At 53.6% G+C, this 17504-nt stretch carries 3 protein-coding genes and 1 pseudogene; all 4 read right to left on the bottom strand.

The genetic code is table 11. The features are described 5' to 3' along the window. Positions 1-58: 58 nt before the first annotated feature. Positions 59-7945: a non-ribosomal peptide synthetase gene (locus tag GK047_RS25310; RefSeq protein WP_163953004.1), complete on the bottom strand. Its 7887-nt coding sequence runs from the start codon at positions 7943-7945 to the stop codon at positions 59-61. Positions 7946-8000: 55 nt separating this feature from the next. Continuing rightward, entirely contained in the window at positions 8001-12770 is a 4770-nt protein-coding gene (locus GK047_RS25315; protein ID WP_163953006.1) for a non-ribosomal peptide synthetase, read from the bottom strand. Positions 12771-12789: 19 nt separating this feature from the next. Next, positions 12790-14637 carry a condensation domain-containing protein gene (locus GK047_RS30725; protein ID WP_481856055.1) on the bottom strand — a complete coding sequence of 616 codons (1848 nt, stop codon included), beginning with the start codon at positions 14635-14637 and terminating at the stop codon, positions 12790-12792. Next, a pseudogene (locus GK047_RS30730) lies at positions 14623-17502 on the bottom strand (non-ribosomal peptide synthetase); the annotation flags it as partial. The pseudogene GK047_RS30730 and the gene GK047_RS30725, both read right to left, overlap by 15 nt. Positions 17503-17504: the final 2 nt, after the last annotated feature.

Genomic DNA, 17504 nt, shown 5'->3' on the forward strand with positions numbered 1-17504 from the left:
GCAGGCTCACCCTGATTGAAAGGGCGAGCCTGTTTTTAAGTCTTTCCTGCTTCTTGCATTATGCTCTGGATAGGAGGGTAACAGAATCGCTGGCGTTCACCAGTATATGACTAACAACAGCCACGTTCTTGGGCAGATGCTCTGGGCTCAGCATATTGAAATGCTGCCCCGCTCCTTGATAGCTATGGTAGCTTCCCCTCGTTGCCTGCTGCCATAACATAATGCCCTTCTCCTCCAAATCTTCAATAACAGTCTCGGAATGAATCATATGAATGTTGGCCTGAACCTGTCCCGTGTTGATCATTTCGTTAAAATAAAGCTGGTATATTCTGCGTTTGCGAACTGCCTTGTCAATCAGCTTCTCGTTGTCGCTAATCAGAGCGTAATACTCTGTGATCGACTCCTTAATTTGCTGCTCAATCTCCTCAAGCGTCTGCTGTCCGCTCTGGTCTTTTCTCCACGCATCGACCATCACGATGTCCGCGATAACGATTCCTTGCCGCTCTGCTGCTTGGGCCGTCTCGAAGGCCAAGTTTCCCCCGGAAGAATAACCGAGAAATACTAGCGGGTCGGAACCTGAAATCGTCTTAAGCTCGCTTACATACCGATCGATACGGTCTTCTTCTTCAATAAAATCAAATCCGTAAAACGAGCCAAATAAAGATAGCTGGTCAGCAAGCTCTTTAAACAGCAATGAAAAACCGGCAATCGGCGGGAAACAGATTACGGTGACACCTGAAGAGCCCTTGTTAGGGCTGAGCAGCATCAGACTTTGCCCATTGCCGGTCAACGTGACGCGTTCCGCAAGCTGCCGTACGGTCGGATGCTCGAACATCGCCCTCATCGTCACCTCGACATGAAGCTGCTGGTGTATCCGGTTGATCGTCTCCAGTACTCTGAGCGAATTGCCTCCCAGCTCAAAAAATCGATCAGTAATACCGACACGATCCACACCGAGCACGTCCTTCCAAATATTCACAAGCTGCTCTTCCATCCAGTTTTGAGGCGGCACATACGCCCGAACCGCGCGAGAACCGTCTCCAGTGGCAGCCAACCTGCGGCGATCCACTTTTCCGTTAGCATTAAGCGGCATTTGGTCTAGCTGTGTATAACGTGAAGGAATCATGTAATCCGGCAGCTTTCTCGCTAAGCTCGTGCGGATATCCGCAGATGCCAGCGGGCTATCGCACGTAAAATAAACGCTTAGCTCGCCATCCTCGGCGGATTGGCCTATCAGCAGCACCGCTGCCGCTTTGACACCATGAACTTGAAGCAGTTGATGCTCGATTTCCTGCAGTTCAATGCGGTATCCACGAAGCTTCACCTGATGATCAGCGCGGCCTAAGTAATCAATTGTTCCGTCTGGAAGCCATCTGGCCAAATCCCCAGTGCGGTATAATCGCTCTCCTGGTTGGTACGGGTCGGGAACAAAGCGTGCCGCTGTAAGCTCCGGCTGTCCCAAATACCCACGTGCCAAACCAGGTCCACCGATGCAAAGCTCTCCGACGACGCCTTGGGGAAGCAACCTTAACTCCTCATCAACAATTCTTACCCTCGTACCTGCAATCGGAATGCCAATGCTGATCCGATTCTGTCCGTTAAGCCTTTGCATCGTGGAATATACCGCTGTCTCCGTCGGTCCGTACATATTATAGATGTCCGCACCCGTCGAATGCCCGAGCTGCTCTAGCAGCGCAGGAGACAGCGCTTCTCCGCCAAGGATGACCTGACGAGCCCCGCGCAGTCCTTCCAAGCTTTGTGGATCTCCAAGCAGCAGCTTCATACGGGAAGGAGTCGTTTGCACGACATCCGCAGGATGCCGCAGCAGCAACCTATTCAACAGCTTGGGATCGCGCTGTTCGTCCTCATCAGCGATGATTACGCGCAGCCCGTTCATAAGCGGCAGCAGCGTTTCCACAATGTGAATATCAAAGCAAATTTTCGTCACGCACAGCACGGATTCGTGCTCACTGAACCCCGCTATCTCGCACATCGATCGGTTCAGATTCAGGATGCTGCGATGTTCGATCATCACGCCCTTCGGTTTTCCCGTCGAGCCGGATGTGAAAATAATATAGGCAAGCTGATCTGACAATTGCGGCATCAGCCCGATACGCGTCTCCGAACAGGCATTCAGCACACGCGCCCCGTGTTGGAATTTGCGGCGGCCGATGTTACGTGGCGCTACGCCCTCAAGCTTGTTGACCTCCAACATGACGTCGTAACGGAACTTCGTCAGCTCATTTTCGACTGTGGCAATTTTGGCACTGAATGAGACGACTGTCATTCCCGGAAGATCGAGTGCGAGATCCTCGAAAAACGGCTTTGCCACGAACCATTCGGAGGAAAAATCCGTCTTTGTGCTATCTTCGGGATGATCCGATTGGTGTTGACGTAGAGAAGCAAACAGCGCCTCTTTTTGCTCTAAATCCATGACGTCGCCGATAAACAGGACGCCTTGGTCCCGCAGCTTCGACGTTATTTGGCGAAGAACCCGCCGCAAGTAATTGTGCCCGTGAAAATATTGGATGACGCTATTGAGGATGACGACATCGAATGCCCCTTCCTCCAGTTCATCGATCCGGTCGGCCGGCAAACAATGCAGTTGAATATGATTCCAGCCTTCAACCTCGCAAACGGATTGGTTCTGTTTAATCATCGCCTCTGACAAATCGGTACCACAGTAAAATCCGACGTGAGGTGCGATACGATACATGCTGATCCCTGATGCGCAGCCGATTTCCAACACCCGCGTGCCTGCGTGCAAACGCGGCTTCAATTTGTGCAGGATGTTATCCGCATATTCGTCCATCTCCAAGCGCGTGAACGGCTGGCCTGTATAGCTGCTAACCCAGCCGCCTCCCAGAATGTCACCTGTTCCTTCACTTCGCACCAATTCCCATAGTCGTTCATCCATTAAAGCGTTCTTCTCGTCTTCCTCCACCTCATTCGGATCATCGCAATCTAGGCATAGGAACCCTTGCAAATCTGTGCATTCCCATTGGAGATTATTTAAGGATTTCATATGGGTACGGGTAGAAATAAGCAGCGGTATTCCCGCATCGCGCAGCATGTCGCCGACACGATCCTTCGGCATATCTGGATCGATAGGAACGTAGCATCCTCCGGCTTTAAGAATACCCAGCATAGCGGCAATACTATGAGGCGATGCATGCATCCAAACGCCGATCGGCGTCTCCCTCTTTCCCTTCATATACTGGCATAAGTAGGCGGCGATCTGGTTCGCACGAGCCTCCAATTGCCCGTACGTGTTTGTCTCTCCACGATAGACAATGGCAGTCTTGTCTGGATGCCGATCCGCTTTTGCTTCAAATTGCTCGTGAATCGTACGGACTTCTGCTGAACCTTCCAGCTTCGGCTCTCCTACAAATAGAAGGCGTTCAATGTCTTCCCCAGTCAAGATTGGCAAATCAGACAAGCTCCGTTTAGGATCGTCCGCAATGGACCGCAGCAGCGTATCCAAATGAGCCGCCAAGCGTCTGACCGTGGTCTCGGTGTACAGCTCGGTTGAATACTCGAAGCTGCAGCGAAGTAAGCCCTCCACCTCCGTAACATACAAGGACAAATCGAATTTGGCCGTCGGATGAACGTACGGATAGGCTGACATGTACAAGTCCCCAAGGTCGAGTGATCGCTGATCCATATTTTGCAGCGCCAGCAGCACGTCAAATACTGGATTGCGGTTTAAGCTCCGATCTACCCTCAACTTGTCGACCAATTCCTCGAACGGATAATCCTGATGCTCCAAGCTTTGGAGCGTCGTCCCCTTGGTTTCCTCCAGGAAAGCAAGGAACGATTTGTCCTTGTGCGGAAAGGTTCGCAGGGCCAGCGTATTAATGAACATCCCAATGATCGGCTCCAACTCAGTATGCCGCCTTCCGGCCGAGGGCGATCCTATGACGATATCCTCCTGTCCGCTCAGCCGATGAAGCAACACGGACAAGGCAGACAACAGGACCATGTAAAGCGTGCTTTTTGTCTCAGAGACAAGCCTGTATAACTTCTCTGTCACCTCACTACTCACCGTAAAAGGAAAATGGGCTCCCTCATACCGCATTACAGCCGGGCGAGGGTAATCTGTCGGCAAATTTAGTACGGGCGGCGCTATGGTAAACCGATTGAGCCAATACTCTTCCTGCACGCAGTATGCTTCGCCTTCAGCAAGCTGCCTTTGCCAAACGGCGTAATCTTTGTACTGAACGGTCAACTCTGGCAACGATTCCCCCCGATACAGTCTGGAAAATTCATCGATCAGGAGATGAACCGAAGTACCATCCGCCACAATATGATGGATGTCGAACAAAAACAGATGGCGCGCCTCCTCCAACCGAATCAGACCGATTCGAAACAAAGGAGCTTGGTTAAGGTCGAAGGGCCTGACGAATGATTGCACGAGCGCTTCCATATCCAGCGCTTTCGGGCTCCCAGTTTCATACACGAGAGGAAGATCGGCGTGGGTGTGTACGATTTGCACCGGCTCACCGTCACGAATGCCGAATGAAGTACGCAAGCTATCGTGACGCCGCATTATCTCGCGGAAGGCGGCTTCAAAAGCCGTAAAGTCCACGACACCGACAATTTCAAAGATATAAGGGATGTTGTAATTATGTTGGGACGTGTCCATTTGATTCAGCAGGTACAGACGCTTTTGCGAATACGACGCCGGATAATCTGGCCGAATTTCGGTTGATCTCAAGGCAGCGGTATTGCTTGTATTTCTTGTATTTCCTGCTGCGATTCGTTTGGCCATTTGCTCAATGGTGACGTATTGAAATATGTCGCGCAGCGGCATTTGGCAGCCGAATGCTTGATGAATGCGGGAGCTGAGCGTCGTAGCCTTAAGCGAATGACCGCCGATCTCGAAGAACGATTCCCGAATACCGATTGGACGGCTGGCGACCAGCACGTCCTGCCACAGCCGGGCAAGCTTCGCTTCCACGGAATTGCGCGGAGCAACGTACTCACCTCCGCTTCCGCTTTCGATTTCAATGCCCTCGGCAAAGAGCCGGGAGCGATCTACCTTACCGTTATGAGTGAGAGGCAGCTTGTCCAGACGAACGAAACGCGAAGGAATCATGTGTGCCGGGAGTGACAGAGCTAATGTTTCTCGCAGCGAAGCGGCGGTCACATGGTCGTCCCCCGTTACATATGCCCAGAGTTCGTTCTGACCATCGACGAGGCGTGCCGTCACGACAGCCTCACGCACTCCATGCGTTTGCAGCAAGCGCGCCTCAATTTCCCCGGGCTCAATCCGATAGCCACGAATTTTCAATTGCTGATCGAAACGGCCAATAAACTCCATATTTCCGCAAGGCAACCATCTGGCCAAATCCCCAGTTCTGTACATCCGTCCCCCGGGGACAAACGGGTCTGGCACGAACCGTTCCTCGTTCAGCTCTGGTCGGTTCCAATATCCCCTTCCAACGCCGATACCTCCGATACACAGCTCCCCCGGCACACCGATCGGCTGAAGACGACCGAGGCCCGGATGAACGATATACGTCCGCACATGAGGAAACGGGCGACCGATGGGAGTCGTATCAATGACTGAACTCCATTGAGAATTCGCTTCGTACAGCAAGGCGTCCACGCATGCTTCGGTCACTCCATAGCAATTGAAAACTTGGGCAAAGTGACCGACCGTACGAAGAATTTGTTCGAAATCAGAACTGTGGCAAACATCCCCCCCAGTAATGAGGACGCGCAGCGAGCGTAACTCGCGTCCGTGTTCGGCAGCGTATCGAACAAGCGGGACGATAACAGCTGGCGTCGCATTGAAGAAGGTGACGGATTCCCGCTCGATCAACTGGCACAAGTCGTAGGCATCCGTTCGCGCTTCCTTCGGAGCTATGATCAATCGGCCCCCGTTTGATAACGCTCTTGCCACATCGGCAGCAAATACGTCGAACGAAAAACTGGCGATTTGCAAAAGCGTCAGTTCTGCCTGATCCAGCTCATAGGTCGTTCTCCAAGCTTCGGTCATGCCTGCGTAGCTTCCATGCTCAATAATTACACCCTTTGGATTTCCCGTTGTTCCCGACGTGTAGATCATATAGGCAGCATGCTCAGGACAAATCTCTAGGGTTGGCTCGACACTTTCCATGTCTTCAAACTCATTCTCTTCAGATAAGGTATGCTCCTCATCGAAGATTAACGTACGGTTGGCATATTCCGCTGGCGTTTCCTCCCCGCGATGCGTGAGCAGTAGCTTCGCCCCGCTGTCGGTCAGCATAAAGCGGATGCGTTCTGCGGGGTAGTCTGCGTCGATAGGCAGGTAGGCGCCCCCCGCTTTCCAAACGGCAATCACGCCGATCACCATATCGGAAGTGCGACCTGCCATGATGGCGACAATGTCGTCGTGACACGTCCCCTTGGCCCGCAATGCACGAGCCAATCGATTGGCTTGTGCATTAAGCTGACGATAGGTCAGCCGTTCTTTGCCACAAACGATTGCAATCCGATTCGGCGTCTTCGCCGCATGCTCCTCGAACAAATGAGGAACTGTCTTCTGATCCCCGTACTCCCCATAGTTGGCTAAGACGGGGTTAGCATGTGAAATAGAATTGGAAAACAACTTTTCCGTTTCCCCTTCGGAAAGCAGGTCGATATCGTTTGGATTGATTTGTGGATTATTCAATACAGCATCGATCACTTTACTCAAGTGCCCCAGCATGCTGTTCATCCCGGTCTCGTCATATACGTTCGCATTGTAGTGGAAACGGATGGACAATCGCTCTCCGGGTACGATCGTCACATTCAAGTCGTAATGCGACTGTTCACACACCGCAACATCGTCCACCAGCAGGGCATTCGATGAGTCGGGGGTAACGTCGGCTCCTGTTGGCAGCGGGTAGTTTTCAAACACAAACAGGTGATCGATCAGGTTGAGCTTGGCCTCCGTTCGCGCTTGAATTTCATACAGCGGATAGTAGCTGTGCGGCTCTGCTGCTAGCGCATTTTCCTGAACCGCCCGTGCCGTCTCCAGAAAGCCGCCCTCACGCTTGCCTATCCGTACCGGGATCGTATTGATGAACAGCCCCACCATCGTCTCGATGCCATCGAGTTGGGCAGGGCGACCCGACACGACCGCGCCAAACACCGCTTCGTCTTGTCCACTGTACCGCTGGAGAAGCGCGCCCCATGCGGTTTGCAGCAGCGTTGACACCGTCAACCGAGACGATTGCGCCAAGGCGTTTAACCGACTTGTCACCACTTCGTCTAACGTGAGCATCGCATGCTTTTGATGATACCCAGCTTCCGGACGACTGCGCCTCCACGGCAGCGGCAAGCTCCCTACGCAGCCATCCAGCTGTTGGCTCCAATATGCTTGTGCCTCCCCAAGGTCCCGACCCGTTAACCATCGGATATACTCGCCGTACGGCCGAACGCGAGGCAATGTGACGCTCTGCCCTGATAGTCGTGAACGGTACGCCTCGAAAAATTCCTTCATCACAATCCCGATGCACCAACCGTCCATCAGAATATGGTGGTGACTCCATATGCAAGTGTATCGCTGCTGGCCAGTGTGCAGCACCGCGACCCGTAACAGCATATCCTTACTCAGGTCAAACCCTCTCGCCCGATCATCTTGGCTGTAGGCATTCACTCGAATGTTCATCTCGTTCTCGGATAGCCCTCGCAAATCCTCGAAGTTCACATCCGCCTCCCGCCGCTTTAGGACGACCTGCTGGGGTCGGGTCATTTCGGCTACGTTCGCTAAGAAGATGGTGCGAAAAATATCATACCTGTCAATCAGCAGCTGCACACTCTCCCGGAACGCATCCTCGTCCAGACGTCCTTGCAGCTTGAACGTCGTTTGCTCGACGTAAGCGCGGGCTTCCCCATCGTATAACGTCTGGAACAACATGCCTTCCTGCATGTATGACAACGGGTAGATATCTTGAATTTCCGCTTTGCCCTTCATCGTCCTGTTCCCCCTCAATTTCCATCGTTCGTTGCTCGAGTAGTCTTGTCTGCATCTATAGAGAGCTGATCATAGAACGAATGTCATCCAATGCGTTTGACGTCAATTCCCTGCTGGTGAAATCGGATGCCGTTTGTTCCGGCTTGCCCTTGCGAAGGCAATGATCGATGACCCTCTGCAAATGGGTGCGGATCGATTCAGCGAAATTGCGCATCGTTTGTTCGCGATAATGGCGCCGATTGTAGTTCACAGTTAAGGAAAATCGCCCCTGAACGACCATACAAGTAATTTCGAGTGTGTGCAGCCGCTGATTGTCCTTGCTCGTATCGTATGCCCCGTGAAGCGGCGAAATCGAAAATAGTTCGTTATCCGCCTCACGGTCGAACTGTCCGAGGTAATTGAAGGCAATGTCCGCATGTGCCCCTGACGGCTTGCCCTGGCCGCTTTTTTGCCGCTGCGCCAAGTACCTTATGATGCCGTAGCCAGCCCCTTTATCAGGCACACGTCTTAGTTCCTCTTTCACTGTCTTGATGTCTCCAGCCAGCGTTAGCGCTTCGTTGTTATCTTCGATTTGCGCGCAGGATGCCGATTCGTTATGCGCGAACGCCCTATTTTCAGCCGATATCCCAGCCCTTTGCAAGGCGGAGCCCGTCGAATTCAGGTCTAGGAGTACAGGGTAAAGCGTTGTAAACCAACCAACCGTCCTCGTAGCATCCGCTCCTTCCGGCAGCGTGTCCCGGCCATGCCCTTCCAGCTCCAGCCTCATCCGTCCGCTTCCGGTCCAAGCGCGCACCGCCAGCGCCAACGCCGTGAGCAATAACTCCGTTGTCTCCGTATAGTAGGCCTTGTTTGCTTCTCGCAGTAATTGCTCCGTCTCAGCTTCATTCAGCGTCACGCCAACTGTCTCTCCGTCCAATTGACGGCCGTTTCTTTCACTGCTCTCGCTCGTCGCTGCTTCCGTCTCCACAAAATCTTTGGGAAGCTCAGACACTTCCGCTTCCACTACTCGCTGCCAGTACTGTTGCTCCTCCTTGGGCCTCGGCCTCTGTGCCACTTCTGCTAGCCGCAGCGCGCATTCCCGGTACGATGTGGTTTTGGCGGGTAGTTCCGGCTCTGATGGATCGTTCTCTACTGCCAGACCTCCATGAGCCAATCGCAAAGCATCTGCGCTTCCTCGCTCTTCCAACTGCGTATAGACAGATTGGAAGTCCTCCAGCATGATTCGCCAAGATACCCCGTCAATCACCAGATGGTGCACAGCGATCAGCAAGTGATCCCCCTCCGACGTGTGGAACAAACCGAGCTGCAAAAGCGGACCCTCCTCTAGCCGCATAGAGCCTTGAATCCGCTGCTCTGCTTCGCGAATACGAGCGTCCGAATCCATGTGCAGCTTGAAATCATGCACCTCCAGCCCGAAGGTTTCGCCTTCCGTCAGCCCTCGATTCCGTTGGCTCCATCGCCCGCCTTCCTCACGAAATACAAGCCGCAGGACATCGTGATGCCAGGTCAACCGTCGGAATGTCTCCCGCACGTTCGCCTCGTGAAACCCGCTGCGCCGATATAGCATGATCGATTGGTTGAAGTGACCCGCTTCTGTCAGCCCTCGTTCGAAGAACCATGCCTGAATCGGTGTAATTGGCGCTTCTCCCTCTACTGGCCCTTGCTCCACCGTAAACTCGCGATGCTTCAAAACCTCCGCCAACGCTTCGACGGTCGGATGCAGGAACAGCTCTTTTAGTTCCAACCCATAGCCGATCTTATGCAGCCGTGACGATGCTTGCATGGCCTTAATCGAATCCCCGCCCAAGTCGAAGAAGCTGTCAAGGACGCCCACGCGTGGTACCCCGAGTACGTCCTCCCAGATGGCAGCGAGCAGTCGTTCGCGCTCCGTCCGCGGCGCGACGTAATCAACGCCAAGCGCCGCAGAACCGTCTGGCTTCGGCAGCGCCTGCCTGTCGAGCTTACCGCTCGGCGTCAGGGGCAGCATCGCCAGCTGCATGAAGTGCGCCGGGATCATATAGCTCGGCAGCGTCACAGCAAGCGCTGCACGCAAGCCACTAACGGTAAGCGTCTTACTAGCGGTGATGTACGCACAAAGCTGCGCATTGCCTGCCGCGTCTTCCTGTACGACGACGACCGTCTCGTTGACAGAAGGTACGCGCCGCAGCTCGGCTTCGATCTCGCCTAGCTCAATCCGGTAGCCACGAATTTTCACCTGATGGTCGATTCTTCCCGTGTAAGCAAGCTGTCCATCCGGCAGCCAGCGGGCGAGATCGCCCGTTCGGTACATCCGCTCTCCCGGCGCGAACGGGTCCTCAACAAACCTCTCCGCCGTCAGATCTGGTTGATTCAAGTACCCGCGTGCCAACCCTGCTCCCGCAATACAAAGCTCTCCTACCACCCCAACGGGCTGAAGCCGCTCTTGTAGACTAAGCACGTACACCCTCGTATTCGCGATGGGCCGACCGATAGCGACTTCATGCTGCCTTTCCAGATGCCGGCATATCGTTGTGGCTACGCTGTTCTCGGTCGGGCCATACTCATTAATCAGCTCCGTCTGCGGATACATGCGGCGGCTAAGTTCCACCAGCGTTTCCGGCACAGGCTCACCCGCCAGCGTCACCGATCGCAGCGAAGACAACGATTTTGTTTCCGTTTCTGCTATTTCGAGCAGCGCGCGGTACATGGACGGTACGAGAAGCAGTCGCGTAACCCCGCACTCGCTGGCAATCCGAACAATGGCCTTAGCGTCGACCGCTTCGTCTTCCGTCGCCATGACGACCGGACTGCCTGACAGCAGCGGCGTAAACAAACTCGTTAGGAATCCGTCGAAAATAAAGGAAAATAATTGCAGACTGCGATCCTGCGCCGTGAATCTGTACGCCTCCTGCCGCCAATGCAGCGTATTGGCAATGCTCCGATGCTCGATCATTACACCCTTAGGTCTTCCGGTCGAACCAGATGTATAGATGACGTAAGCGGGACGTTCTGCCGCATTTTCATTACTTTCCGTTACCGCTGCTGGATTGTTCCAATCAACGGCATCAACTGGATGCAAGGGATCGCTCAAGCTAATCACCACACGGGCGAAATCCGTATGTGCATCCGTCCTGTGTTCCACCAACAGCGTTTCGACACCGCTGTCTTCTAGCATGAATCGTATGCGGGCCTCAGGATATCTGGGATCAAGCGGAAGGTAGGCTCCGCCTGCTTTCCAGATAGCCAGAATGGCTGCAACCATATCCGGCGAACGGTTTGCCATCAGTCCCACGATGCTTCCCGCTGTCACACCGCTGGCTCGCAGCGAGCCAGCCAGTCGGTTCGTCCGTTCCTGCAGCTCGCTGTAACTCATTTCGACGTTCCCGAATATGAGTGCAACCTGATTAGGCGTCTTGGCAGCCTGTTCTTCGAACATCGCATGCAACGTCATATGCTTAAGGTAGTCCCTTCGCGTATCGTTAAATTCATGCAACAACTGCTGCTGCTCCACATCCGTTACGATATCAATGCCATCAGGTTCGATTGTCGGACAGTCTAGAACGGCATTGAGTACCTGCCGCAAATGTGCCGTCATCCTGTGGATACCATCGCTATCGTACACATTTGCATTGTAGTCAAACGTTATTCGCAGCTCCGCTCCCGGCACGATCAGCACGTTCAGGTCATAATGCGTTTGTGACCGAACCGACATCTCTGAAAACTGCAAGCCGCTGCTGTCGGAAACACCTTGAATTTGCTTGGGCAGCGGGTAATTTTCGAACACGAATATATGATCAATAAGATTATGCTTCGACGCCGTCCGCTTCTGAATTTCGTATAGCGGATAGTAGCTATGCGGCTCCACCGCTAGTGCAGCTTCCTGCACCGCTTCAGCCATCGCCATAAATCCGCCCTCGCACTTGCCTATCCGTACTGGTAGCGTATTAATGAACAACCCCACCATCGTACCGCTGCCTTCGAGCTCGGCTGGACGACCTGACACGACCACGCCGAATACCGCCTCATCCAGTCTGCTGTAACGCTGGAGCAACAAGCCCCATGCGGTTTGCAGCAAGGTCGATACCGTCACGCGGGACGATTGTCCCAACGCGTTCAGCTTCCTTGTCATAGCTTCATCCAGCAGTAGGTTCGCTTGCTCCTGGCGGTATCCCGCCTCCGGAAGACGGCGCCGCCACGGCAGTGCCGCTGCTCCAGCGCACCCTTCCAGCTGTCGATCCCAATACGCCGCCGCTTCGTCGCGGTTGCGTCCCATCAACCAGCGGATATACTCGCTGTACGGACGAATACGAGGAAGAAGGGCAACCTGCTGCCTGGCCTGCAGCAAGCGGTACGTCTCGATAAACTCCTTCATCACAATCCCAATACACCAGCCATCCATCAAAATATGATGATGACTCCATACACAGGTATAACGCTGCTCGCCAGTACGTAGCACCGCAATTCGCAGCAGCATATCCTTACTCAGATCAAACCCTGTTGCTCGATCCTCGTTACGATATGCTTCCACCCGATCACTTAACTCGCCCGCGGACAGTCCCCGCATGTCATCGAATCGCACGTCCGCCTCGCGCCGCTTCAACACGACCTGCCGTGGTCTGGATTGCTCCCCCACCTGCTGATAAATAAAAATCGTGCGAAAAATATCGTATCGATCAACTATAAGCTGCAAACTTCGCCGAAACGCATCCTCGTTCACGCGACCTTCTAGCGAAAACGTCGTTTGTTCAACGTAAACGGAAGATGCCGGATCAAACAGCGCTTGAAACAAAATGCCCTCCTGCATAAATGACAGCGGATATATATTTTGAATATTAGATAAATCCATCCCGTTTTCACCTCCACAGTTATAGGCCGTTGACGAGGGCGGCGATTTCTTTCAGCGCTTCCCCCGTTAATTCGTTGTCGTCAAAATCGCTGAGCGTCACCTCGGACTCCTTCTTGCTCACGCAGTGCGCGATGACATTCAACAAATGTTGCTTATAGGATTCGATAAATTGAAGCATTGTAGCTTCCCTATAAGCTAATCCGTTGTAATGAACACTGCATAGGAGACGGCCGTCCTTAATCAGCGCAGTCATATCGAGCTGATGCGCCCGCTCCGACCGACTGCTGATCGGCGACGCTGGTTGCAAGGCAGAAACGGCGAATACATCGTTCTTCGTTTCGCGATCCCATTGTCCAAGATAATTAAAGCTAATCTCCGGTCTAATTTCAGAAACCCGCCGATTTTCCTTCGCCAAATAGGCAAGAACTCCGTACCCAACTCCCTTTTCCGGCAGACGCCGCAGCTGATCTTTGACAGATTTGATGTGATAAGATATCTGTCCCACGTCCGCAGGCTCCACCTCCAATAAAACGGGAACGAGCGATGTAAACCAGCCGATTGTTCGCGACACGTTCACCCCTTGCAGCACATCTTCCCGGCCGTGCCCTTCGAGATTGACCCACATGCGTTCCTCGCCGCCCCATTGACGCATTGCCATCGTTAGAGCGACGAGCAGCAGATCGTTGATTTCCGTGCCATAGGCTCGGTGTACTTCACGTAAAAGTTGCTCAGTTTCGAGCTGCGGAATTTCGATATGCAGCGAAAGGGCATCTCCCGTAGCGTTGTTTGCTGTGGCTACATCCCTAGGCAATGGCTGTACCGGTTCAAGGGATAACTTTTGCCAAAAAGGAAGCTCCTTTCGCATTTCGTAGCTGTCTGCGTAGACAGCCAATTTCTCGGCGTATTCCCGATAAGAGGTTGTTTTGGGCGGAAAGCTCAACGTAGCTTCCTTTCTTTCGAGCGGAAGGCTCTTACGGTTGGGGGCAAGGTCGAGATCAACGTCAAGGTCAAGATCAAGGTCAAGCTTGGGTTCAAGGTCAAGGGCAAGCTCGATACCCAGATCCCGCTCTTGTCGCTCCTGAACTTGCAGCCACTGCCGATAACCTGAAGCGAAATCCTCAAGTAAAATTCGCCACGACACCCCGTCCATCACCAAATGGTGGATGACGATCAGCAAATGGTCGCCGTCCTTCGCTCGAAACAGCCCGAGCTTAACCAACGGCCCGTTCTCCAAATCGATGCCGCTTTGCAAGCGAAGCTCGATCGCCCGTATAGAAGCTTGCGGGTCGCTTACGTCCGTCACATCAAAGACTTCCAGCTTCCAAGCAAAATCGCTACTACTGACATGATAGGGAACGCGGTGTCCTTCCTGTAACGGAAAAACAATACGCAGCGCGTCGTGATGACTGAGCAATGCGCGGAATACCTTTTCTACCGCTTCTGGCTCGAACCGTTCCTGACGGAAGAGCATGACCGATTGGTTATAGTGATGCTCGTCGGTTACATGTTGATTCAAGAACCAGCGCTGAACAGGCGTCATAGGCAGATCGCCTTCTACCTCGTTCTGTTCAGCCCCCGAGGCATGTCGTTCCAGCAGACTGGCGAGCTCCCCCACGGTAGGATGCCGGAAAACGTCTTTTAGCGCGACAGTAAGCCCGTGAGGATAAAGCTGTGATGCAACCTGCAGCGCTTTGATCGAATCGCCCCCTAGCTCGAAGAAATGATCCTCGATACCAATGGGATTGATGCCGAGCACATCCTCCCAGATGGAGGCTAGCAGCTGTTCCGTCTCATTGCGTGGAGGCGTTTTGGTCTGTTCCTCCCAGCCCGCAGCCGGAAGAGGTGCAGGAAGCGCTTTGCGATCCAGCTTCCCGCTGGCCGTTAGTGGCATACGTGCCAGAGCGATGAACAGCCCCGGAATCATGTACCCTGGAAGCTGATCTCCCAGCGCCAGCCGCAAGGACTGCATTTCCTTCTCGGGCGCAACCACGTAAGCGCACAGATCTAGCAGTCCGTTCATTCCGATACGGGTGACAACCGCCGCTTCGTCCACGCCTGGAAGACTCAATAGCGCAGCTTCAATTTCGCCGAGCTCAATGCGGTAACCGCGAATTTTCACCTGATGGTCCAGTCGACCCAAATATTCGATGCGACCATCCGGTAGCCAACGAGCTAAGTCGCCCGTTTTGTACATCCGCTCACCCGGAAGAAACGGATGAGGCACGAATTTTTCGACAGTCGTTTCGGGCCTATTCAGGTATCCCCTTGCCAAGCCGACACCAGAGATACCAAGTTCACCGGGGACGCCAATCGGACATATATGTCCGAAACGATCAAGCACAATCAATGACGTATTTGCAATTGGTTTGCCGATCGGCACAGAGCCGCCCGATGCGTCGTTATCTCGGTCGTCGCATTCGTGGAAAGAAACGTCTACGGTTGCCTCAGTCGGTCCGTACAAATTAACGAGTACAACATGTGACGGCATGAGCGAACGGAAAAGCTTAACGTGCTGTCTTTGTAAAGCTTCTCCGCTCGTAAAAACGCGGCGAAGGCTAGACAACTTCCCACGCAGCGACGGCTGCGCCCGCAACGTTTCCAAAAACGCTTGCAGCATGGAAGGCACAAAATGCAGTGTAGTAACGCCCGCTGCTTCTATGGCAGCAGCAATCGCAGCAGGCTCTTTCTCGTCTCCAGGGGGAAGCAGACATACCCGGGCTCCCGCCAGCATCCACCAGAATAGCTCCCATACCGATACGTCGAAGCTAAACGTCGTTTTTTGCAAGATGACATCGGCTTCTGTCAAAGGATATTGCCGCTGCATCCACATCAGCCGATTCACAACCGAGCGGTGCTCGATCATGACTCCCTTCGGCATGCCTGTTGATCCTGACGTATAGATGACGTAAGCAAGCGTTGAGGAATCGAATGACTCCTCTACAAACGAACGGCCGTGAGAAGCGTCCGCCCCCCAAGAGCAAGGATCATCAAGAACCAAAATCTCCCCAGCAAAATCAACCGTCGGCCCACGGTGATCGGTCAGTAAAATACTAGCTCCGCTATCCTCGAGCATGAACCGAATGCGTTCTGCCGGATATCCGGGATCGAGCGGCATATAAGCCCCTCCAGCTTTCAGTACCGATAAGACGCCGACTAGCATGTCGACCGAGCGTTCAGCCATCACCGCTACGATGGAATCAGCACGGACACCTCGCTTGCGCAGCACAGCGGCAAGGCGTTCTGTCCGCTCCCCTAAATCGCGATAAGTGATTTGTTCATCCATTGTAGTGATCGCGATGCGATCCGGCGTTTGCTTCACCTGTCGTTCGAACAAACGATGCACAGGCTCCTCCAGCGCGAATTCCATTTGCGTCGCGTTAAAATCATGAATGATCCTATTCCGCTCCGATTCTAGCGTAAGCTCGATTGAACCGAGCGGCTCCTCTGGAAATTCGGCGGCGTATGCGGTCAGTTTCCCCAAATGCCCGATCCAACGGCGAATCGTTGCCGCCTGAAATAGATCCGTGCGATATTCCAACATGCAATGGATACCTTCGTCCATTTCCGAAGCCGTTAGCGTTAGGTCGAATTTGGTCGCCTGATGACGATACGGGTAAGGGGTAATCTGCAGAGATTGTGGCTGCCATGCGGCTTGTTCCATATTTTGCAGGACGAACATCACGTCGAATAGCGGGTTTCGGCTGACATCCCGTTTCAACAGCAGCTCCTCCACCAGTTCCTCGAACGGATAATGTTGATTTTCCAGCGCTTTCAAAGCGACTTCCTTCACGTTCCTAACGTGCTCGGCAAAGCTTAGTTCCCCATGCGGCTTCGTACACACGGCAAGGGTATTCACGAACATGCCCGCTGTCTCTTGCAAATCAGCATGAGTCCTACCCGCCACTGGCGTGCCGACGATGACTTCCTCCTGGGCAGACAATCGAGACAGCCATGCCGTATATGCAGCAAGCAGCACCATGAATAACGTTGCTCCTTCCCGTATAGCCAGCTCGCGCAGCCTCTCGGACGTGGCTTGATCCAGTGTAAATAACTCCCGGTCTCCGGCAAACGTCTGAATAGGAGGACGTGGATAATCGCCGGGCAAATTCAGCGCGCTCAGCTCCCCGGCAAACGCGCCCAGCCAATAGTCTCGCTGCCTATGGAACATCTCGCTCCCTAGATGGCCCCGCTGCCACTCAGCGTAATCCTTATACTGAATAATCGGCTGCGGCAAATGTTCTCCCTCATATAACCGGGCCCACTCTCGAATAAGCAGCATCGATGTGACGCCATCCGAAATAATATGATGCATATCGATGAGCAGCACATGCCGTCTTGCCGCTGTTCGGATCAGGGCCGTGCGGAACAGCGGAGCTCGCGCCAGATCGAAGGGACGGAAGAAATCCCGCATATAGGATTCGACCTCATCTTCCTCCACCTCGGCATAAACGAATTCTACTTGCGCATCGGGCACAACCCTTTGTACAGGCTTTCCTTGCTCAAAAGCAAAAGAGGTGCGCAGCGCTTCATGACGCTGAACCAGCGCTTGGAAGGCTTGTTCCGCACGATGCGGCTCAAATTCGCCTTCGAGAATGAGTGCAGTTGGCATGTTATAGCTGAGTCCAGCTCCATCTAACCGATCCAGCACAAACAGCCGTTTTTGCGCGGAACTCAGTGGATACGCATCGCTAGCTGGTGCTGGTTCAATAGGCTCGAACCGTACCTCATGCATTC

Source organism: Paenibacillus sp. SYP-B3998 (assembly GCF_010820665.1).
Lineage (GTDB): Bacteria > Bacillota > Bacilli > Paenibacillales > NBRC-103111 > Paenibacillus_E.

Excerpts from the sequence above, each read along its gene's own strand:
- GK047_RS25315 (WP_163953006.1), bottom strand. The coding sequence starts at position 12,770 with ATGGATTTATCTAATATTCAAAATATATATCCGCTGTCATTTATGCAG.
- GK047_RS25310 (WP_163953004.1), bottom strand. The coding sequence starts at position 7,945 with ATGAAGGGCAAAGCGGAAATTCAAGATATCTACCCGTTGTCATACATG.